General features: G+C 73.5%; 20 protein-coding genes and 2 pseudogenes. 12 read left to right on the plus strand and 10 right to left on the minus strand.

Annotated elements, in window-relative coordinates:
• Positions 1-168: 168 nt before the first annotated feature.
• From ACZ8AI_RS01420 to ACZ8AI_RS01435, 4 genes are all read right to left on the minus strand, one after another.
• Positions 169-849: a hypothetical protein gene (locus ACZ8AI_RS01420; RefSeq protein WP_464855931.1), complete on the minus strand. Its 681-nt coding sequence runs from the start codon at positions 847-849 to the stop codon at positions 169-171.
• A 101-nt stretch (positions 850-950) separates the two neighbouring features.
• Positions 951-1436 (minus strand): M23 family metallopeptidase, encoded by a 486-nt coding sequence (locus tag ACZ8AI_RS01425; protein ID WP_464855933.1) that lies wholly within the window; start codon positions 1434-1436, stop codon positions 951-953.
• Positions 1412-2377 (minus strand): hypothetical protein, encoded by a 966-nt coding sequence (locus ACZ8AI_RS01430; RefSeq protein WP_464855935.1) that lies wholly within the window; start codon positions 2375-2377, stop codon positions 1412-1414. The genes ACZ8AI_RS01425 and ACZ8AI_RS01430 overlap by 25 nt, the downstream gene beginning before the upstream one ends.
• A gap of 130 nt (positions 2378-2507) precedes the next feature.
• The gene (locus ACZ8AI_RS01435; RefSeq protein ID WP_464855937.1) at positions 2508-4175 is read right to left on the minus strand and encodes a hypothetical protein; all 1668 of its coding nucleotides are present in this window, start codon (positions 4173-4175) and stop codon (positions 2508-2510) included.
• Between the two features lie 87 nt (positions 4176-4262).
• On the opposite strand from ACZ8AI_RS01435, the gene pyrE reads away from it, so the two are divergent.
• On the plus strand, positions 4263-4814 hold the full coding sequence (pyrE, locus tag ACZ8AI_RS01440) for an orotate phosphoribosyltransferase (RefSeq protein ID WP_464855939.1): 552 nt from the start codon (positions 4263-4265) through the stop codon (positions 4812-4814).
• Between the two features lie 1032 nt (positions 4815-5846).
• Positions 5847-7136, plus strand: coding sequence for a septum formation family protein (locus ACZ8AI_RS01445; protein ID WP_464855941.1), 1290 nt, complete (start codon positions 5847-5849; stop codon positions 7134-7136).
• 35 nt (positions 7137-7171) lie between these two features.
• On the opposite strand, the pseudogene ACZ8AI_RS01450 reads toward ACZ8AI_RS01445, so the two are convergent.
• Positions 7172-8128 (minus strand): annotated as a pseudogene (locus ACZ8AI_RS01450) (aldo/keto reductase).
• Positions 8129-8222: 94 nt separating this feature from the next.
• Here ACZ8AI_RS01450 and ACZ8AI_RS01455 point away from each other — a divergent pair.
• Positions 8223-8867: a HEAT repeat domain-containing protein gene (locus ACZ8AI_RS01455; protein ID WP_464855943.1), complete on the plus strand. Its 645-nt coding sequence runs from the start codon at positions 8223-8225 to the stop codon at positions 8865-8867.
• A gap of 384 nt (positions 8868-9251) precedes the next feature.
• Entirely contained in the window at positions 9252-10547 is a 1296-nt protein-coding gene (locus tag ACZ8AI_RS01460) for a sodium:proton exchanger (protein ID WP_464855945.1), read from the plus strand.
• A gap of 29 nt (positions 10548-10576) precedes the next feature.
• On the opposite strand, the gene ACZ8AI_RS01465 is transcribed toward ACZ8AI_RS01460, so the two are convergent.
• Positions 10577-11374, minus strand: a complete 798-nt coding sequence (locus ACZ8AI_RS01465) for a metal-dependent transcriptional regulator (RefSeq protein WP_464855947.1) — start codon at positions 11372-11374, stop codon at positions 10577-10579.
• Here ACZ8AI_RS01465 and ACZ8AI_RS01470 point away from each other — a divergent pair.
• Positions 11373-12293: a CPBP family glutamic-type intramembrane protease gene (locus tag ACZ8AI_RS01470; protein ID WP_464855949.1), complete on the plus strand. Its 921-nt coding sequence runs from the start codon at positions 11373-11375 to the stop codon at positions 12291-12293. The genes ACZ8AI_RS01465 and ACZ8AI_RS01470 overlap by 2 nt on opposite strands.
• 158 nt (positions 12294-12451) lie before the next feature.
• Positions 12452-12913: a hypothetical protein gene (locus tag ACZ8AI_RS01475; RefSeq protein ID WP_464855951.1), complete on the plus strand. Its 462-nt coding sequence runs from the start codon at positions 12452-12454 to the stop codon at positions 12911-12913.
• Positions 12914-12943: 30 nt separating this feature from the next.
• Here the strand turns inward: ACZ8AI_RS01475 and ACZ8AI_RS01480 are convergent, their stop codons facing one another.
• On the minus strand, positions 12944-13228 hold the full coding sequence (locus ACZ8AI_RS01480; RefSeq protein ID WP_464855953.1) for a hypothetical protein: 285 nt from the start codon (positions 13226-13228) through the stop codon (positions 12944-12946).
• A gap of 77 nt (positions 13229-13305) precedes the next feature.
• Between ACZ8AI_RS01480 and ACZ8AI_RS01485 the strand changes: the two genes are divergently transcribed.
• Together ACZ8AI_RS01485 and ACZ8AI_RS01490 are read left to right on the plus strand one after the other, a co-directional pair.
• Positions 13306-14142 carry a hypothetical protein gene (locus ACZ8AI_RS01485; RefSeq protein ID WP_464855955.1) on the plus strand — a complete coding sequence of 279 codons (837 nt, stop codon included), beginning with the start codon at positions 13306-13308 and terminating at the stop codon, positions 14140-14142.
• Between the two features lie 393 nt (positions 14143-14535).
• Positions 14536-15198: a L,D-transpeptidase gene (locus tag ACZ8AI_RS01490; protein ID WP_464855957.1), complete on the plus strand. Its 663-nt coding sequence runs from the start codon at positions 14536-14538 to the stop codon at positions 15196-15198.
• A gap of 127 nt (positions 15199-15325) precedes the next feature.
• On the opposite strand, the gene ACZ8AI_RS01495 is transcribed toward ACZ8AI_RS01490, so the two are convergent.
• Together ACZ8AI_RS01495 and ACZ8AI_RS01500 are read right to left on the minus strand one after the other, a co-directional pair.
• Positions 15326-16102 carry a methyltransferase domain-containing protein gene (locus tag ACZ8AI_RS01495; RefSeq protein ID WP_464855959.1) on the minus strand — a complete coding sequence of 259 codons (777 nt, stop codon included), beginning with the start codon at positions 16100-16102 and terminating at the stop codon, positions 15326-15328.
• A 2-nt stretch (positions 16103-16104) separates the two neighbouring features.
• Positions 16105-16905, minus strand: a pseudogene (locus ACZ8AI_RS01500) (HAD-IIA family hydrolase).
• A 164-nt stretch (positions 16906-17069) separates the two neighbouring features.
• On the opposite strand from ACZ8AI_RS01500, the gene ACZ8AI_RS01505 reads away from it, so the two are divergent.
• The 3 genes from ACZ8AI_RS01505 (at position 17070) to ACZ8AI_RS01515 (ending at position 18482) form a co-directional block, all read left to right on the plus strand.
• Complete coding sequence (locus ACZ8AI_RS01505) at positions 17070-17552, plus strand: TetR/AcrR family transcriptional regulator (RefSeq protein WP_464855961.1); 483 nt, start codon at positions 17070-17072, stop codon at positions 17550-17552.
• A gap of 14 nt (positions 17553-17566) precedes the next feature.
• A complete protein-coding gene (locus ACZ8AI_RS01510) occupies positions 17567-17761 on the plus strand; it encodes a hypothetical protein (RefSeq protein ID WP_464855963.1) in 195 nt (64 codons plus the stop codon).
• Positions 17762-17840: 79 nt separating this feature from the next.
• The gene (locus ACZ8AI_RS01515; protein WP_464855965.1) at positions 17841-18482 is read left to right on the plus strand and encodes a TrmH family RNA methyltransferase; all 642 of its coding nucleotides are present in this window, start codon (positions 17841-17843) and stop codon (positions 18480-18482) included.
• 156 nt (positions 18483-18638) lie between these two features.
• On the opposite strand, the gene ACZ8AI_RS01520 is transcribed toward ACZ8AI_RS01515, so the two are convergent.
• Entirely contained in the window at positions 18639-19532 is an 894-nt protein-coding gene (locus ACZ8AI_RS01520) for a LacI family DNA-binding transcriptional regulator (RefSeq protein WP_464855967.1), read from the minus strand.
• A 542-nt stretch (positions 19533-20074) separates the two neighbouring features.
• On the opposite strand from ACZ8AI_RS01520, the gene ACZ8AI_RS01525 reads away from it, so the two are divergent.
• Complete coding sequence (locus ACZ8AI_RS01525; RefSeq protein ID WP_464855969.1) at positions 20075-20791, plus strand: endonuclease domain-containing protein; 717 nt, start codon at positions 20075-20077, stop codon at positions 20789-20791.
• Positions 20792-20793 lie beyond the last annotated feature (2 nt).

Genomic DNA, 20793 nt, shown 5'->3' on the forward strand with positions numbered 1-20793 from the left:
GTGGCCGGCCTCGTCCGCATCGACGCCGCAGCGGTGCAGCACGCGCTGTCGTCAGCGATCGGAGCGATGCCGCAGGTCGGGTCGCTGGCGGTCGACGTCTACCGCGTGGGTGGCAACCGGGCGATCCGCATCCGTGTCCGACCCCGTCGGGGGCTTCGCCGCGCGAGATCACGACCGGGGTCGAGGGCATCGTCGCCGACCTCGACGCACTGCTCGGCGACCGGCTCCCGGTGCTGCTCGAGATCGCTCGGGGCGGATCGGGCTCGGGCCGGACCGACCGGGTGCACTGAGGCCGCCGTGCCGCGCTCCGTCGACGGCCTGGCCCGTGCCCGCGGGGACGTCGTCGTGCCGCACGTCGTGACCGAGGCCGCGCGCGGTCGACCGGTGCAGGCGGTGTGGGTGAACGAGATCGGTGGCCGGACGTTCCGCATCGGCGAGGACGGGCACGCCGAGGAGTACGTGAAGGTCCTTCCGCACGCCTACGCGCGCTGGGTCGTCGGCGAAGCGGCCCGGCTGACCTGGGCGTCCCGGTACGCGCGGGTGCCCGAGCTGCTCGACCACGGCCTCGACGACGAGGCCTGGCTGCGGACCCGTGCCCTGCCCGGGTGGAGGTGCGGTGGACCCCCGGTGGCACGACGAGCCGCGGACGGCCGTGGTCGCGGCGGGGGAGGGCCTGCGCGCCCTGCACGAGGCGCTGCCGGTGCTCGACTGCCCGTTCGAGTGGTCCACGGCGCAGCGGACCGGTCGTGCGCGCGCTGCCGGAGTCGACCCGGAGTCGATCGGGCCGGAGCCCCCGGTCGACCGCGTGGTGGTCTGCCACGGGGACCCCTGCACGCCGAACACGCTCATCGGCGCGGACGGACGGTGGGCCGGACACATGGACCTCGACGCATCGGCATCGCGGACCGCTGGGCCGACCTGGGCGTCGCGACGATGGCCCTCGGGTGGAACTACGGCCCCGGGTGGGAGCAGCTGTTCCACGAGGGCCTACGGGGTGCCGATCGACGAGGAGCGGACCGCCTGGTACCGGGCGCTGTGGAACCTGGACGACGACGGCATCGAGACCGTCGACGGCGCTGGTCGCTAGAAGCCGACGCCCCGGGCACCCATGAACGGATCGGGTCGACGGTCGCACCGCCGAGGTGGACCTCGAAGTGCGTGTGGCACCCGGTGGAGGCGCCGGTGGAACCGACGAGGGCGATGAGCTGCCCCGCCGACACCCGCTGGCCCGAGGCCACCCGGTACCCGCCGTTCACGATGTGGCCGTAGGCGGTCTGCACGCCGCCGCCGTGGCTGATCCGGACGTAGTTGCCGTACCCGCCGTACCAGCCGGCGTAGTCGACGGTGCCCGCGGCCGCCGCGACGATCGGGGTGTAGCAGCCGCTCGCCAGGTCGGCACCGTCGTGCTTCGTCACCGCACCGGTGATGGGGTGCACGCGGTACCCGTAGGGGCTGATGACGTAGCCGCTCGCCGGACGGACCCAGCCGGTCCCGCTGCCGGAGCCCGCCGAACCGCCGGCGCCGGAACCGGAGCTGCCGGTGCCACCACCGCCACCGCCACCGCCGTTGTTCGCCGCTGCCGCCAGGGCTGCGGCCGCACGTGCCGCTGCTTCGCGCGCGGCCTTCGCCCTCGGCGGCCTTGCGGACCTTCTCGCCCTGTGCGAACTCCGCTTCGGTCCGCACCCGTCCGGACGTCAGGGTCGCGAGCTGGGCGTCGAGGCGCGCCTTGTTGGTCTGCTGTTCGTCGTAGGCGGTCTGCACCTTGTCGGCCGCGGCCTGCGAGGCCTGCATGCGGCGCTCTGCCTCGGCCGCGAGGTCCTCGAGCGCCTCGGCTGCGCGGTCCGCCTGCGCGGTGAGCGAGCGGGCGACCGCGGCGTCGGCGGTGGCTGCGGCCTCGACCCGTTCGGCCTGCTCGGACAGCTTGCTGAGGGCACCGAGGTTGTAGAGGAGGTCCTTCGCGTCCTCGCCGCCGGTGATCACCGAGGCGGTGACGTCGGCGCCGCCGGAGCGGGCCATCTGCGCGGCGAACTGCCCGGCCTGCGCGGCGCTCTGGTCGGCGATCTCCTTGTGCTCGTCGGCGTCGGCGCGGAGCCGCTGTTCCTTCTCGGCCGCGTCCTGCGCGTCGCTCTGCGCCTCGAAGAACTCGGTGCCGAGCCGCTTGCGCCTCGGCCTCGGCCGCCTTCAGGTCGTCGGCGAGGCCGGAGATGATGCCCTTGATCGTGGTGATCTGCCCCTGCTTGGCGGACTCCTGCCCGCGGGCGGCCATCACCTCGTCCCACGAGGGGTACTTCGCCGCACTGGCCGAGGGCGCGTCGAGCACGACGGTGCCGACGAGGCCGGCGAGGGCCAGGGCGGTCGCGGCGAGTCGGAGGCGCACGATCGCACGCGTCGTGCGGTGGCTGAGAGGGCGAGTCACGGCGACGAGCCTATACATCCGTACAGAGAAGACGGCTCGACGGCGCGCCGCTGTGGAGAACTCGTGTGCGGAGATCGGTGCGGGGAACGGCTCAGAAACCGCGCTCGAGCCGGATCCGGTCGGCGCTGTCCACCACGTCCCGCTGCGGGACCGACGCCCCGGACGTGCCGGCGTAGTCGTACACGTCGAACCCGGTGCAGTGCGTGATCGACGCGGGACTGCCGAGCGAGTCCTCGACCGCGGTCGTCCAGAGGTCGTGCGACCCGATGACGACGAAGGTCGGCGCGGCGTCGCGGTAGGCCCCGAGGTCGACCAGCCACGGGTACGTCTCGAAGGTGTCGCGGACCTGCAGCAGCTGCACGTTCTCCGACGAGTACGCGGCGAGGGGCCGCACCGTCCAGAACTGGCCGACCCCGACGACGTCGCGGCCGTCGGCCCACGCGTCGAGGCACGAGGCCGGGTCGTAGCGTGCCGTGGCGACCGCCCGCGCGGTGCTCGGCGCCGTGGCGACCCCGGCGAGCAGGACCCCCGCGGCCGCGATCGCCAGCACGACGCGCACCCCGCGCCGGGGCCGGTGCACCTGGGTGCGACGGACCGCCGTGCGGGCGAGTTCGGCGATCGCCACGAGGGCGAGGAGCGGTGCCGTCACGACCGGCTCGAGGTACCGGGGGGTCTCCGAGCCGGCGACGACCACTCCGACCGACACCGCGAGCACGGTGACCAGGGGGAGCGCCGCCGCGACGAGCACCGTCCGCGAGGTGCGCACCCGCCACGCCCACACCGTGCCGCCGACGGTGAGGAGCACCCCGACGAACATCAGGAGGAGCCCGGCGTCCCCGGAGGCCGAGCCCGCGCGGTCGTCCGTCAGCGCGGCGAAGAAGCCGAGGGTCTCCGCCGCCCGCGACGGCTGCACGTAGGTGGAGGGGTCGAGCGACACGAAGGGTCGGAGCGGGATCCGCAGCAGGTACCCGACGACGGAGCCCGCCGTGACCGTGCCGGCGAGGAGCGCCACCGGGCGCCAGGGCAACCGGCGCGCGACGGCGAGCAGCACGAGCGTCACGACGACCGGGGCCGCCGACCACGGCACGTACAGCGGGTTCGACGCGGTCGTGCACGCGGCGACGAGCCCGAGGACGACGAGGACCGGCACCGAGGCCCGGCCGACGCGGACCGCCCGCAGCACGAGCACGGCGGTGCCGAGCATCGCCAGGACCACGCCGTAGTAGTACGTCGTCGTGAGGAGCAGCGACGCGAGCTCGAGCGACGTCGCGGTCGCGGACGACTCGGTGAGCACCAGCAGGGTCAGGAACCCGAGGGCGATCGCGGAGACGGCGATCCGGGCCGACCGTCGTGCTGCCGGCATCAGCTCGTTCGCGGCGGCACGGACCAGGGCGTACACGGCGAGGAGCACCACGACGCCGTTGAGCGCGAGGGCCTGCTGCGGGGTCGCCGTGACCGCGGCGCTCAGCAGGTAGACGGGCAATTCCGGGAAGAAGAACAGCGCCGGGGACATCGCCCACTCGAACGGCTGCCCGAGCTCCATCGACCGCCGGACGAGCGGCAGCAGCACCGAGTCGCCGTCGTACCAGAGCAGGTCCACGCGAGCCGTCGCGACGACGTGGCGGAGGGCGATGACGGACAGGGCCAGCGCGATCAGCGCGCCCACTGCCTCCCGGCCGGTGGCGGTGACCAGCCGACGCCACCGCGGGCCGCCCGACGGACGCGCCACGGCCGTGGTCGTGCGCGCGTCGGAGGACATGACCGGAGCGTACCGAGTGACCCCTCTCTCCCACCCCCACGGGCTGGGGGAGCGCGCTCCGGGGACGACCGGCTACCCTTGTGGGCTGTGACCGACGCGCGCGACCAGCTCATCCAGTTCATCTCGGACGAAGCGGTGTTCCACGGCGACTTCACCCTCACCAGCGGGAAGAAGGCGACGTACTACATCGACCTCCGGAAGGTGAGCCTCGACCACCGCGTCGCCCCGCTCATCGGGCAGGTCATGACGGACCTCGTCGGGCAGGTGCCGGACGTCGACGCCGTGGGCGGCCTCACCATGGGCGCCGACCCGATCGCCAGCGCCGTGCTGCACCAGGCCGCCGCCCGCGGCCTGGCCTACGATGCCTTCGTCGTCCGCAAGGAGCCGAAGGACCACGGCCGTGGCAAGCAGGTCGAGGGGCCGGACCTCAAGGGCAAGCGCGTCATCGTGCTCGAGGACACCTCGACCACCGGCGGCTCGCCGCTCAAGGCCGCCGAGGCGCTCGAGCGCGAGGGCGCGATCGTCGCCGCCGTGGCCGTCGTCGTCGACCGCGACACCGGCGCGAAGGAGAAGATCGAGGCCGCCGGGTACCCGTACTTCGCGGCGATCGGGCTGGCCGATCTGGGGCTGAGCGCGTGACCCCGGAGCGTCCGGACGACGCGCACGAGCCCGACCAGGCCGCCGGTCCCGAGCACGGGGACGACGGACTGGAGGCACGGCGCGAGTCCGCCCCGGACGCTCCGTTCCACGGTCTCCGCAGTGCCGCCGACATCTTCGGTGCGCCGCGCGGTGCCGAGGACTGGCCGTCGCGGCGCGAGCGCCGCGAGGCCGAGAAGACCGCTCGCGAGACCGGCGCACCGCTGCCGGAACCGTTCGAGCCCGTCGAACCCGAAGCCGAACCGGATGCGCCGGCGCCGACGTCCTCGTCCGCCGACGAGGACGCCGCCACCCAGGCGATCTCGATGCCCGAGCAGCTCACCGCCCCGTCGGTGAACCCGCAGGCCAGCGCCGAGCACGAGCGCGAGACCCTCGGCGAGCGGATCCCGGCCGCTGCCCCCGTGCCGCCGGCCCCGGCCGCGCCGCACCCGTCGTCGATCCAGCTGCCGACCGCGCAGTCCCACCGCGACCAGCGCGCGGCCGAGAACCGCGCGATCGAGGACGAACGCCGCCGCCTCGACCCGTTCGGGGAGGGCCGCAGCGACGTCGACTGGCTCGGCCGGGCGACCGGGTCGCACCCCGAGTCCCCGGCGCCGGCCGCCCCCGTGGCGCCGCAGCAGCCGCTCGGCGTCGAGAACGTGCTGCCGACGAGCGACGAGCCGCCGAGCTTCACCGAGCTGCTCCGCATCGCCGACGCCGCCGCCGCGCAGGACGCAGCCGCGCACGACCGTCCCTTCGACTGGGCGATCCACGACGACGAGGCCGGTGAGGTCCCGGCGACCCTGACCACGAACGCGTTCGACACGACGGCCCTCGCGGGTGGCGCGTGGACGCTGGCGGACGAGTCCGACGACGACGTCGTCTCGGGCGAGCTCGCGACGCCGGGCCTCGGCTCGCCGGCCGTCGTGCCGCCTCCGGTCGCCGTGCCGCCGGCTGTGGTCCCGCGCGCCGTCGTGGTGCCGCCGGCCGTGGTACTCTCCGGCCGTCGTCCCGCCGGCTGTCGTTCCGCCCGCAGTGGACGACTCGGACGAGGCGACGGCGACGCCCCGGGACGAGCCGACCGCGGCCTTCGACTGGACCCTCGCCGACGACGCGAGCGACGAGGCGGACGCGGCCACGGGCCTCCCGGCCGACCAGCGCGACGCCGAACCGGACCGCACCCGTGCCGACGCGGCGACGACCGCGCTCCCGGTGGCGGGGACGCCCTGGTGGGCCGAGCCGGCGGCGACCGTGCCGCCGACCGCGGCCCCGCCGCTCGTCGAGCCCGCTGCCGACGACGAGGCGCCGGCGTACCCGGCGCACCTGCCGCCGGCCGTCGGGCAGGACCTCGACGCCGTGATGGGCATCCGCGGGCACGCTCCCGCCGACGACCGGGCGCCGGAACCGCTGCCCACCGCCGCCCCGGACGACCTCGACCAGTCCGAGTGGGACGGCCGCGAGACCAGCGACACCAGTGCCATCAAGGACCTGTTCGGCACCGAGGCCGTCGGTCAGCTCGGCGGCACCGGCTACGACCCGCACGACAGCAGCACGCGGATGATGCCCGCGGTCGGCGGCACCCCGGCGCACGCTCCCGCGCCCGGCCGCACGCCCGTGGCGCCGACGGCTCCCGCGGCCGCCGCCGGCGGTGGCGACCGCGACAACTTCATCAACGAGGGCTTCGCCAAGCTCCGGAACGAGGGGCAGCGCGGCAAACGCCTGCTCATCTGGGGTTCGATCGCCCTGATCGTCATCCTCCTCGTCGCGGTGTTCGCCCTGACGCGCTGGATCCTCGGCAACACCATCGAGGAGCACACCCCGGCGCCGACGTCGACCTCGGCTGCCTCTGCCCAGGCCTCGTCCGCGTCCTCGGCGAAGGCGTCGACGGCCTCGAGCCCGGCCGCCACCCCGTCGCCGTCTGCAGGGGCTGCCAGGACGCTGCAGTTCGCGACGACCCCCGCGGCCCCCGGCGAGCACGGCTGGACCGAGCTCGCCGGTGGGGAGTGCCTGTCGCCGTTCTCGAACGCGTGGGCGCAGACCTTCACGGTCGTGGACTGCGCGACACCGCACATCGCCCAGCTCACCGCACGCCTGCCCGTGTCGGCGAACCAGTGGCCGGGGCCGGACGCCCTCTCGGCACAGGCCGCGGAGCAGTGCCAGACCTCGGCGGCGCTGAACACCTCGGCGGCCGCTGCCGTCGGTGACGTGCAGGTGCAGGGCTCCTACGCGCCCGACCAGGCCACGTGGGACCAGGGCGACACCTTCATCTCGTGCTTCGTCACGCGGTCGTCCGGGCAGCCGCTGACGGGGTCCGTCGCGCCGTAGGGCCGGGCTGTCGTTGCGGGACGGTGCCGGCGGCGTCAGGCCGCGGCGGGCACCTTCGCCGACACGTCGGACAGGGTGCGCAGTTCCTCCGGGGTGAGCTCCAGCTCCGCCGACGCCAGCAGTGCCGGCAGCTGCTCGGTGTTCCGGGCGCTGGCGATCGGCGCGACGACGTCCGGCTGCGCCTGCAGCCACGCCAGGGCCACGGTCGCGACCTCGACCCCGGTGGGCCTCGGCGATGGTCGAGAGGGCGTCCACGACGGCCAGGCCCTCGTCGGAGAAGTAGCCCGAGACCTGCCCCTCGCGGTCCTTGCCGGCGAAGTCGTCCTTCGTGCGGTACTTGCCCGTGAGGAAGCCCGCGGCCAGCGAGAAGTACCGGCACCACGCCGAGGCCCTCGGCAGCGGCGAGCGGGGCGATCTCCGACTCGTAGGGCTCGCGGGTGACGAGGTTGTAGTGCGGCTGGATCGCGACCGGCAGCGCGAGGCCGTTGTCCTTCGCGATGCTGACCCACTCCTCGGCGCGGGCGCGCGAGTAGTTCGAGATCGCCGTGTACCGGACGAGTCCCTCCCGCACGAGCTGGTCGAACGCGCGGACGGTCTCCTCGAGCGGGGTCGACTCGTCGTCGAAGTGCGCGTAGTAGAGGTCGATGCGGTCCGAACCGAGACGTTCGAGGCTGGCGCGGGCGGCAGCAGCGACGTTCTCGGCGCTGAGGCCGGAGAACCGCGGGTGCTGCGAGACCTTCGTGGCGATCACCACGTCGTCGCGCTTGCCGGAGGCGCGGAGCCACGACCCGATGACGCGCTCCGACTCGCCGCCCTCGTTGCCGGGGGCCCAGGCGGAGTACACGTCCGCGGTGTCCACGAAGTCGCCGCCGGCACCGGTGTAGGCGTCGAGCACCCGGTGCGAGGGTCTGCTCGTCGGCGGTCCAGCCGAAGACGTTGCCGCCGAGGGCGAGCGGGAAGACGGTGATGTCACTGGTACCGATGCGGGGCATGCGAGGTCCTTTCAGGTCGGAACGATCGAACGACGCCACGGTATGCCCGCCACCGGGTGCGCTTTCAGGTCCGTGGGGTCTGCTGGGAGCGATCATGTCCACGCTCACCTCGTCCCTCAGCGACCCCCGCCCCTCCGTCCGGCTCCGGGCCGTGATGGAGGCCGGCACGACCCCCGACCCGACGGACCTCGACGTCCTCGTCGAGCAGTGCGCCGTCGAACCCGACCTGCAGGTGCGGGAGATGCTCACGTGGGCGCTCGTGCGGCTCCCGGCCGAGTCCGTCGTCCCCCGACTCCTCCCCGAGCTGGAGCGGCCGGAGGCACAGGCACGGAGCCAAGCGCTGCACACCCTGTCGAAGATCGGTGACCGCTCGGTGTACCCGGCGGTCGTCGCGCGGCTCGAGGACGTCGACCGCGGTGTCGTCCGGACCGCCTGGCGCGCATCGGTCCGGCTCGCACCGGACGCCGAACGCCCCGACCTGGCGCGTCGGCTCGCTCGTGACCTCGGGCAGGGCGATCGTGACACCCGTCTCGCGCTGAGCCGGGCGATCGTCGCACTCGGCGAGGAGACCGTCAGTCCGGTGCTCGACGCAGCCGAGGACCGCCGTGACGAGGGCGTCCGGGAGCACGCCGCCGACGTCCGACGGCTCCTGCGGGACCCTGACGCCGCCGCGGGACTCGCGCTCGAGCGTGCACGCCGCGAGGTCGCGCTCGGCCGGACCAAGCGCGCGTCGGGCTAGCGCCGCGGTCGAGGGAGCAGGAGTCGTCGGGGCGGATCGGCCCCAGCGACGATTCCTGCTCCCTCGACGATGCGGGGCGATGCGGGGCGATCCGGGGCGGTGCGGGCCGATCCGGGGCGGGTCGGGGAAGACCTGGATTCGGGTCGCCGAAGAGGGCCGATCGGCTTGCATCCGCGGATCGGAGCGCGCCAAGGTGGGTGTCGAAGGGGAGTAGCTCCCAGCGCGTGCATCGACACACTGGCCATCACGACGATCGGCCCGGTGCACCACCCGGACACCGTCGCAGCAGGCGGTCCGACCGGGCGAGCGAGACCTTCGGCCGTTCCGCCATGGCCGAAGCCGCTCGAGTGTGTGCTGCGTCATGGCTCCAGCACGAGGACCACCATGACGAACACCCTGTCCACGCCCGCGTCGCCGGTGTCCACCACGCCCGCACCCCGGATGCACGCCTCCGCGTGGGGCCGCATCGCGATCTGCATCGCCGTCGCCCTGCCCGCCGTGGTGTTCCGGATCGGTGGGTTCGCCCCGGCCCCGCTCCTCGACCTGGTGGTGTTCGGCGCAGCCGTCGTCGCTGCGTCGTTCCTGCTCGCCTGGGCCGCCGAGGCCGCCCAGAAGGACATCGCCGGTGCGCTCGCCATCGCGATCCTCGCGCTCATCGCGGTGCTGCCCGAGTACGCCGTCGACCTGTACTACGCGTTCCGGTCCGGGTACGACCCCGCCTACGAGCAGTTCGCCGCCGCGAACATGACCGGGTCGAACCGGCTGCTGCTCGGGATCGGGTGGCCGCTCGTGGTGGTCGTCTCGCTGCTCGTGGCACGGCGCTTCGTCCGGACCGGGTCGCTCCCCGCAGCGGCCACCCGCGTGCTCGAGCTCGAACGGTCCTCGCGACTCGACATCGGGTTCCTGGCGCTGCTGGCCGTCGTCGCGTTCCTCATCCCGCTGATGGGGTCGATCCCGGTGTGGTTCGGCGCCGTGCTGCTCGCCGCCTTCGTCTGGTACCTCTGGCGTGCCTCGAAGGTCGTCGACGGGGACGACGACGAGGAGCTCGTCGGCATGGCCGGGAACATCGCCTCGATGCCGCAGCGGGCCCGTCGGTGGACCATCGTCGCGCTGTTCGTCGTCGCGGCCGCGGTCATCCTGTCGTCCGCCGAGCCGTTCGCCGACGCCCTCGTGCAGTCCGGCGGTGCGCTCGGCATCGACAGCTACTTCCTCGTGCAGTGGCTCGCACCGCTCGCGACCGAGGCGCCCGAGTTCATCGTCGCCGCGCTCTTCGCCCTGCGCGGGATGGGCGGCGCGGCCATCGGCACGCTCATCGCGTCGAAGGTGAACCAGTGGTCGCTGCTCGTCGGGTCGCTGCCGATCGCGCACGTGCTCGGCGGCGGGACCACGGGCGGGCTGCCGCTCGACGGGCGGCAGGTCGAGGAGTTCGTGCTGACCGCGTCGCAGACCGTGCTCGGCGTGGCGATCATCATCGCGCTGCGGTTCCACCGGTGGTCGGCGATCGCGCTGGCAGCGCTGTTCGCGGTGCAGTTCTTCGTGACGGACACGAACGGGCGGTGGGTGCTGAGCGGGGTGCACGTCGCCGTGGCGCTCGTGGTGCTCTGGATCAACCGGCAGGACGTCCTGCCGACGGTGACGGCACCGTTCCGCCGGCCGTCGTCCCCGGTGTTCCGCGGCTGAGATCGCGTTTCGTGCCGCTCACTGGAACGTCAGAGGCAACGAAGTGCGATCTCAGGGACGCCGGACGCCGGACGCCGGACGCCGGGCGCCGGGTGCCGAGCGCCGGGCGCCGGGGGACGCCGGCAGCGCGTGGCCGTCAGTCGGCGTCGGGGGACGAGCCAGATCGCCGAGGCCGCGGCCGCCGGCAGGTCGACGAGGGACTCCTCGCCGTCGGCGCTGCGGCGTGACACCGCGATCACGCCCGCGTAGTCCCGCACCCGCTCCACCCGCAGGTGCGTGCCGAGCCCGACCCCGAGCTCGTCGAAGTACCGGAGCAGGGACGGGCCGTCGTCGGAGACCCGGTCGACGGTGCCGCACGCACCGGGTTCGACCGCGCCGAGCAGCGTGCCCGAGGAGTCCGGGACCGTGCCGTCCGAGCGCGGGATCGGGTCGCCGTGCGGGTCGTGCGTGGGGTGTCCGAGGTCGGCGTCCACCCGGTCGAGGAAGGTCTCGGACACCGCGTGCTCGAGCGCCTCGGCCTCGGTGTGGACCTCGTCCCACGTGTACCCGAGACGGGACACCAGGAACGACTCGATGAGCCGGTGCCGGCGCACCATGGCGACGGCGACCTGCTGGCCGAGCGGGGTGAGGACGACGCCGTAGTACGGGGTGTGCTCGATCAGGCCGTCGCGGTCGAGCTTCCGGAGGTTGCCCGACACGGTCGACGCGGACACCCCGAGCGTCGCCGCGATGTCCCTGGTCGCGAGCCCCGGCCCGCCGCGCTCGCTCGCCTTCCAGACGAGTTTCACGTAGTCCTCCGCCATCGTGGACAGGGAGGGCAGGCGCATGCCCCAATGGTACAAACAGCAGGTGACCACAGCAGCCCCCGCCCGTCGTCGCCGCTGGCCGGTCCCGCCCTCGCTGCTCGTCGGTCTCGCCCCGCTCGTGGTGTTCGCGGCGATCAGCGCCTGGCGGTCCCGCCCGAGCGACGACTACCCGACGCTCGGGCAGACCGTCGAGAGCGTCGTCCGGTCGCTCGTGCTCCCCGAGGGCATCGCGGCGGTGGCGCTGTGCCTCGTCGTGACGGGCCTCGGCTGGTGGCGGATCGCGACGGTGGACCCGACCCGCACCGGGCTCCGCTGGACGATGACCGCGCCGCTGCTCATCCTGGTGGTGTGCGTCGTGCGACTGCCGCTCGTCGACTGGTCGGCACTGCCCGTCCGCTACTTCCTGCTGCTCAGCGTGGGGGTGCTCTTCGTCGGGGTCTTCGAGGAGCTGCTGACCCGCGGCGTCCTGCTCGTCGGCCTCCGGCGTCGACTGCCCGAGTTCGGCGTGTGGCTCGCCTCGTGCCTGCTGTTCGGCCTGCTGCACCTGCTCAACGCCCTGGCCGGCGCGAGCCTCGGCGCGACGCTCGTGCAGGTGGTCTTCGCCGCGTCGTTCGGCTCGACGCCTCTACGTCGCGCGGCGCTTGACGGGCAACCTGCTCCTGCCCGTGCTGCTGCACGCGTTCTGGGACTTCGGGTCGATCGCGCCTCGGCCACGACCGACGTGCGGGACCCGTCGAAGCTCGCGCTCGTCGGCCTGGTCGGGCTGTTCTCGTTCGGGGTGCTCGCGCTCGGGGTCGTCGCCGGCGGGGTGATCGCGTGGCGGGACGACCGGCCGCGCCGCCTGCGGCGCCGGTGGCGGACGGTACCGCCCATGGCGGCCCTCGCGGTGCAGGGGGGACGAGCCGCGCCTCCAGGCCGTCACGTGGTGACCACCGCCTGACGGGAGGCGCGGGGGCTGCGAGTGCGCACAGCCTGCGGCCCGGTTCACCTCACGGTCGACGTCCGTTCCCCGTCCCGCAACCGCTGCTCCTTAGCGTTCCGGTGATTCCAAGCCGGTACCAAGAGGAGCTGTCGCCCGCTCGCGGGCGACCACACCACATGCGCAGAACCGCACTCCGCGGGGTGACCGTCGCGACGGTCGCGACCGCACTCGTGCTCGGCTCGCCGCTCGTCGCGAACGCGGCGGGCTACCCGAGTGACTCGAGCAAGCCCGACCTCGTCTCCCTGCTGAACGGCTACGACCAGTTCTGGCAGTCGACGGGGAAGAACGACCTGCACGGCACCGTGCAGGACCCGGCGACCCTGGCGAAGAACGACCAGCCGACGTCCTGGATCAACCAGCACGCCACGAAGGCCCAGCAGCTCAAGGCGCGGCAAGGACTCGCAGTACCAGAACGCCACGAACACCGGGTACGACCAGTCGTCGACGGTGTCGCAGGGCTCGGCGCGACGCTCGAGAAGCTCTACGTGCAGGGTCGGACCACCGGCGCGCTGCCCCTGACCTCGGCACTCGTGAACAGCCTCGACCGGTACCAGCGGCGCGTACGTCAGCACCGGTGACGCGAAGGCGCACTACAGCTACCCGCGCCCCTACCTGCCCGGCACCACGACGGCGACGCTGCCCGCGACGGACGACCAGACCGGCTGCGCGCCGGCGACGGTGAACGCCTCCGCCCTCGCCGCAAACCGTGCCGGCAAGCCGTGGGCCTCCGCCGACGGCACGCTCGACATCACCCGCGTGCCCACGGTGACCGACACGACGCACGAGTTCTCGCCGAACGACGTCGTGCTCGACGCCGGGTACGGCACGGCCGGCATCTGCACCGGCGGCTCGTTCCCCTCCGGCCACACGACGACCGCGTACCAGGCGGGCATCACCCTCGCCACGCTTCGTCCCCGAGCTCGCGCCGGAGCTCCTCGCCCGGGCGTCCGAGGCCGGCAACGACCGCATCGTGCTCGGCGTGCACTACCCGCTCGACATCATGGGCGGACGCATCGACGGCGAGGCGGCACTCGCGGCCCGCTGGTCGGACACGCAGTACCGGACCGAGGTCCTCGAACCCGCGCGGAAGGAGCTCGTGTCCTACCTCGGAGAAGGCGTGCGGCGGCACCTCGCGACGTGCATCGCCGCGCAGAAGCCCTACACGGACGACCCCTACGGCGGCGCAGCGATCCCCGGCGGCACCGCGCAGGTGGTCACCGACCGTGCGTCGGCCGTGCAGGTCTACCGCGAGCGCATGACGTACGGCTTCGCGGCGACCGGGAAGACCGGCCTCGCGCCGTCCGTCCCGACCGGCGCCTCGAACCTGCTCCTCACCGCGTTCCCGACGCTCACCGACGCGCAGCGCACCGCCGTGCTCGCGCAGACCGAGACCCCGTCCGGCGCCCCGCTCGACCAGAGCGGCACGGCGAACGGCTCGTGGGAGCGACTCGACCTGGCGGCAGCGACCAGCGCCACCGTCTCGGTCGCGACCGACGGCAGCGTGAAGGTGCTCGCCACCGGTGGCACCGCTCGGGTCCTGGACCGGCGTGCTCACCGCGCCGCACGGCACCTCGGTGGCCGCGGGGTCGTCGCTCGCGCTGGCGGGGACCGGCTTCACCGCCGGTGCGACGCTCGGGTCGTGCTGCACTCCGACCCCGTCACGGTGGGCACGCTCACCGTCGCCGCGGACGGCACGGTCGCCGGCAGCGTGACGATCCCCGCGGGGACCGCCGCCGGAGCGCACACGATCGACCTGGTCGACGCCTCGGGTGCCTCGGTGCTGGCGACGCCGCTCGCGATCACGTGACGCCGGCTGCGGCCGGTGGCGGTTCGGGTGCGGGCGGCGGCTCGGGATCCGGCACCGTCGTCGACCCGGGGACCGGCGTCCACCTGCCGGTCGTCTCCGGCTGACGCTCGGCCGGCGTCCGCACCCCGCGGGCGCCGGCCTCCCGCTCGTTCCTCTTCCTGCCTGGAGCACCAGCCATGCGCACTCGAACCACCTGGATGACCGTGGGCGTCGCTGCGGCCGTCGTCGCCGTGACCGCCGCGGTCGCCGTGCCGCTGCTCGGGAGCTCGACGTCCTCGTCCGTCGGCGTCGGTCCCCTCGCGGACGCCGACGGTCTCGGCGTCCGCAGCGCCCGCGGTCCCGCACGTCGCAGCAGCCGCGCTCGCCGCACTGCCGGAGGCGCAGTACTCCGCCGTGATCGCCGGCCTCATGCCGTCCGACCGGACGGTCACCGCCGCGACGGTGTTCCACCTCCGTGCCGACGCACCCCTGTTCGGCGCCGCGCGGACGACGCCCGCCGCGCGGTTCGCCGCGACGGACTTCCTGCGCCGGCCGACGACGGTCGTCGGACTCCGCCGCGAGGGCGACTGGGAACTCGTCCTCACCCCGGCAAGGCAGCAGTTGCCGTCGGCCGCCCACGGTGCGGGGGCGGCCGCACAGATCTCGGCGTGGGTGCCGCTGACGTCGCTGCGGCAGGTGGGGACCCCGACCGCACGCGTCGTCATCTCCACGAAGGACCAGACCGTGTCGGTCGTCGCCGCCGGCGGGCACGTCGTCCACCGCTTCGACGCCGGCGTCGGCACGGCGGACACCCCGACGCCGACCGGGGTCACGGGCTACCTGGAGCAGCGGTACGTCGACCCCGCGCAGGGCACCGGCGACCACCCGATCCAGCTGACCTCCCTGCACTCGAGCGCGGCCGACGAGCTGTACGGCGGCCACGACGGTGGACTCATCGGGCTGCACTGGAACGCGACGACCTCGGGTGCGGTGTCGCACGGCTGCGTGCGGCTGTCCGCCGAGGCCGTCGCAGCGGTGAACGCGCTGCCGCTCGGGACGCTCGTCACCGTCGAGTAGCCGGGTCGTCTCCCGGGACAGGGCGTTCCGATTCGCGGATGACCGTCCCGGTTCTCGAACGCCGGTGATCGTGAACCGGAACGGTCGATCTCGAATCCGGATGCGGCGCTCGCCGAGGCGGGACGGGTCAGGGCTTGCGACCGACGGCGAAGACGCGGCGGAACGGGTACACCGTGCCGTGGGCGCTCGCCGGGTAGGCCTCGCGGAGCGCCGCCGCGTACCGCTCCGTGTACGCCGCCGTCAGCGCACCCGATGGGTCGGCGGCGTCGAGCGCGGCCAGGGCCGGTCGGAGCCCGGTCCCGCGCACCCACGACAGCACCGGATCGACCCCCGGCAGGAGCTGCGCGTAGGTGGTCTCCCACGCGCGCGCCTCGAAGCCGGCGTCGAGCATGATGCCGAGGTAGCCCGCGGGGTCGAGCACCGGGTCCGCGCGCAGGACACCGTCGAGCGCGGACGCCCACGCGGCCGTCGGCCGCGACGGACCGCATGAGCGCGTGTGACGGCGACCCGAAGTTTCCCGGCACCTGCATCGCGAACCACGAGCCGGACGGCATCGCCCCGAGCCACTGCGGCAACAGCGACACGTGCGACGGCACCACCTGTGTGCCGCGTTCGTCACGACGACGTCGTCGGTGGGGCCGGGCGTCCAGCCCTCGATCGCGCCGAGCTCGAAAGCGAGGTTCGGTGCGACCGGCACCGACGCCAGCATCTCCGCCGAGGAGTCGATCCCGACCACCGTCGACGAACGCCACCGCGCTGCCAACGTGGCGGTGAGGGTCCCGGGGCCGCAGCCGAGGTCGACGACGCGGCGGGCGCTCTCCAGGCCGACCTGGGCGACCAGGTCGTGGAACGGACGCGACCGCTCGTCGCTGAAGGCCGCGTAGCGGGCCGGGTCCCACCGCACGACTACATCTCGACTTCGATGGGCTCCGTGCGGACGAGTTCGTGCACGCCGGAGATGACCTCGCTCGGGCGGAACGGGTAGCGGTCGATCTCGGCCTGGTCGCTTATGCCGGTCATGACGAGGACGGTGTGGAGCCCCGCCTCGATGCCGGCCTGCACGTCGGTGTCCATCCGGTCGCCGATCATGCCGGTGTTCTCGGAGTGCGCACCGATCCGGTTCATCGCCGAGCGGAACATCATCGGGTTCGGCTTGCCGACCACGTAGGGCTGCTTGCCGGTCGCCTTCTCGATCATCGCCGCGATCGCGCCAGTCGCGGGCAGGACCCCCTCGGCGCTCGGGCCCGTCGCGTCGGGGTTCGTGACGATGAACCGCGCACCGTCGCGGATGAGCCGGACGGCCTTGGTGATCGCCTCGAACGAGTAGTTGCGGGTCTCGCCCACGACGACGTAGTCGGGAGCGGTCTCGGTCATGATGAAGCCGGCCTCGTGCAGCGCGGTCGTCATGCCGGCCTCGCCGATCACGAACGCCGAGCCGCCGGGCATCTGCGACCCATGCAGAAGTCCGCCGTCGCCAGGGCGGAGGTCCAGATGCGTTCCTCGGGCACCTCGAGTCCGGACCAGCGGAGCCGCGCGCTCAGGTCACGCGGCGTGAAGATCGAGTTGTTCGTCAGGACGAGGAACTCCGTCCCCTCGTCCAGCCACTGCTGGATCAGTTCCGGCGCCCCGGGGAGCGCCTGGTTCTCGTGGACGAGCACGCCGTCCATGTCGGTCAGCCGTGCACTCGACTTCGTCGCGGGTCGCCATGCCCTCACCCTACCGGGCGCGGGTGCGCGCCCTCGGGTGGAGGCCGGGAGGCGCGGATCGGCTCTTGCGCGCCGCTCCAGGACCGGGGATGGTCGAGACACCGAATGCCGGTCGGCATTGCCCTAGGCTTTTCAGGACACGTACCGAATCAAGGGAGGCGCCTCGTGCTCGTCGAACCCGGAACCCCGATCGCCACGCCCCGACCCGCGGCTGCCGCGGACGCCGTCGCGGGTGCCGTGACCGAGTCGGGTACCCGCCGACGCCGAGGTCGCCCGAACGTGCTGAGCCGCGAGCAGGTGATCGACGCCGCGACCTCGATCGCGAACGAGGACGGCATCGACCGGTTGTCGTTCCGGGCCCTCGGAGCGCGGCTGGGCGTCGCGCCGATGACCGTGCACCGGACGATCGGTGGCCTCGACGACCTGCACGCCGAACTCGTGCGGCGCACCGTCGACGAGTTCACCGCCACGTTCGTCTGGCCGTCCGAGTGGCACGACGTCGTCCGGGTCTTCGCGACCACCTTCCGCGACCTCATGCTCCGCCACCCCCTGGTGCTCGAGTCGCACAGCCGCCGTGGGGCGCTCGTCTCGATCGGAGTCCGACGCCGTCGTCGCGAAGGTGGTCAGCACTCCGCTCCGCCGGGCTGAGCGACGCCGAGGCGATGTACGCGTTCTTCGTCGTCTACGACTTCGTGGTCGGGCACACCGGGGTGCAGGTCGGCCGGGGGTCCTCCGAGGCGGGGCGCCCGGAGCGGCACGCGCTCGTCGGGGAGCTCCTCGGGGTGCACTCCTACGAGGACCGCTTCACACTCGGGCTCGACGTGCTCATCGCGGGGATCGAGTCGCGCGTCCGCTGAGCGGGGTCGTCGTGCGGGCCCGGGTGCGGGCCTCGCGCACGGTGCGACGGGGCCCGTGCGTCCGCCGTACGCTGGGGGCGTGACCACCGCGCCCGAGCCGTCCCACGAGCGCACGACGAACGGGGTCGGCCCGCACCCCGAACCGTGGCCCGACGACCCCCGCCTCGACCCGGAGCTCCTCGCCGCAGGGGACACCCGGAACGTGGTCGACCGCTTCCGGTACTGGTCGATGGAGGCCATCGTCGCCGAGCTCGACACCCGCCGGCACGCGTTCGACGTGGCGATCGAGAACTGGCAGCACGACCTCAACATCGGGTCGATCGTGCGGAGCGCCAACGCGTTCCTGGCCGGCACCGTGCACGTCATCGGGCGTCGGCGGTGGAACAAGCGCGGCGCGATGGTGACCGACCGCTACCAGCACGTCCGCTACCACCCCGACGTCGACGCCTTCCTCGCTGCCATGCGCGAGGACGACCGACCGGTGATCGCGATCGACAACACCCCGGGCGCCGAGCGCATCGAGTCCGCGGCGATCCCGGAGCGGTGCGTGTTCCTGTTCGGGCAGGAGGGGCCCGGTCTCACGGAGGCAGCGGTCGCCGGTGCGGACGGGCACCTCGAGATCACGCAGTTCGGGTCGACGCGGAGCATCAACGCCTCGGCGGCGGCCGCCATCGTGATGCACATCTGGGTCGTCCAGCACGCCGACCTCGGGGGCGACTGACGGCGGGTCCGGGGCCGGGCCCGGTCGCGGCAGGGCGACAGATGCCCGCCGGAGTTCGGCGGTGGACTGTCGCTTTCGTGCAGGGGCGGTTCGGGGCGGGGGTGACACGCGCCTCCAGGCCGGGTCGGCGTCACTCGCCGACGCAGGCCGCAGTCGTCAGCGGGCGGCGGTCGTTCGCCGGGCGACCAGCCGTGGCTCGACCAGCACCTCGGTCGCCGCGAGCCCCGGGTCCGCGATCCGCGCGAGCAACCGCTCGCCGGCGCCGCGACCGATCTCGACACTGCGGTCGTCGATGCTCGTCAGGCCCACGTACCGCGTCGCGGCCAACGGCGTGTCGTCGTAGCCCATCACCGAGACGTCCTCGGGGACGCGGAGTCCGCGGGCGGCGAGCTCGGACAGCGCGCCGATCGCCATCACGTCGTTCGCGGCGAAGACCGCGGTGACGTCCGGGTGCGCGTCGAGCAGCTCGGCGACCGCGCTCGAGCCGGCCTCCTCCGTGGGTTCACCCGGGAGGACGACCACGGCGACGTCGGCCGCCTCGCCGACGCGCTGCTCGAAGCCGGCGCGTCGTTCGGCCGATGCCGCCGACCGTGCCCCGACGAACCCGAGGCGGACGTGTCCGAGCCCGAGCAGGTGCTCCGCGGCCATGCGCCCGCCGGCCCGGTCGTCGTTGGCGACGGTGTCGGCACGGGGGATCGAGACGCGGCCGCCCGCGATGACGAGCGGTGTGCTCGCGGGCACGGCCAGGTCGGTGTCCGGCTCGCCGGCGATGACGAGCCCCTCGACGCGCATCGACGAGGAACCCCTCGACGGGCGAGACGTCGAGCCCGGTGTTGAGGAAGCGGTCGGCGACGACGAGCCGGTGCCCTGGTCCTGCAGCGCTTCGCGGAGCCCGGTCAGCAGGTCGACGAACCACTGGTTCCGGAAGTCGTCGAGCACCACGCCGATCGTCCGGGAGCGCGTGCCGGCGAGCGAGACGGCCGCGGTGCTCGGCCGGTAGTCGAGCTCCTGGATCGCCTTGAGCACGGCGTCGCGGCGCTGCTGGCTCACCCGGGGGACCGCTGCAGCACGAGCGAGACGAGGACTTCGAGACCCCGGCGCGCGCGGCGACGTCGGAGATGGTCGCGGGTTTGCCGGCTCCCATGATCTGCATCGACCTCCGTGGTTCTCGTGTCGATCGTAGCGGGGGCGGGTTCGTGCCCGGGTTCGTGTTCGTGCCCGTGCGGTGCTCGCGCGGTGCTCCCGCGGTCGAGGGAGCAGGAATCGTCGAGTCCCGCCCCGGGGTCTCGACGATTCCTGCTCCCTCAACGGGAGCGCTCTTCCTCCACAACGCAATGACGCGCGGAGCTTCTCCACGAGAACACGCGGTCGGCGGAGCGGCTGCCCTTTGCAGCGCGAGGGTCATCTCATGCGTCCACGTGCACTTCCGCCCACCGTCCGACATCGGCCGTTCGACGTCGCGACCGCCCGTCGCGCCGGGGCGTCCGACGAGCGACTCCGCCGGCAGGATCTCATCCGTCCGACCAGGTCGGTCCGGATGGCATCGAGCGCGTCCCCCGCAGGGCATCGGACGGATCAGGTCGTTCCGGCCGGTGCTCCTGCCCGGGCAGTTCATCAGCCACACGACCGCGGTGGAGCTGTGGGAACTGCCCCTTCCCCGGGCGTTCGAGGACGGTCCGATCCACATCAGCACCCGCCGCCCCGCCGCCCAGCCGAGGAGGACCGGGGTGGTCGGCCACCACGTCGATCCAGGGCACGCGGTGGTCGCGGACCGGTGGGGCGTACCGGCGAGCACGCCTGCGATGGCGTGGGTCGAGTGCGGGACGCTGCTCGGACTCGACGACCTGGTCGTCCTCGGTGACGCGATCGTCACCGAGTCGCGATGCCGGACGACGATCGAGGGCCTCGATGCAGCCCTCGCACAGCGGGGACGGTGCCGCGGCGCACGTCTGCTGCGCCTCGCCCTCACCCTCGTGCGTCGGGGCGCAGGGTCGCCGCAGGAGACGCGGGCGCGCCTCCGCGTCGTGCGCTCCGGCCTCCCCGAACCGGACCTGCAGGTCGAGATCCACGACGAGCGAGGCCGCTTCGTGGCTCGTGTCGACATGGCGTACCCGGCGGAGCGCATCATCATCGAGTACGAGGGGGACCACCACCGGAGCGACCCGCACCAGTGGGCGCTCGACGTCCGGCGCCACCGTGAGTGCGCCCGCCTCGGTTGGACGGTGCTGCGGTGGACGAGGTCCGACCTGGCAGACGACGCCGATGAGCCGATCGTGCAGCTCGGGACGCTCCTGCGGGAGCGCGGGTAACG

Source organism: Curtobacterium sp. AC273 (assembly GCF_979253735.1).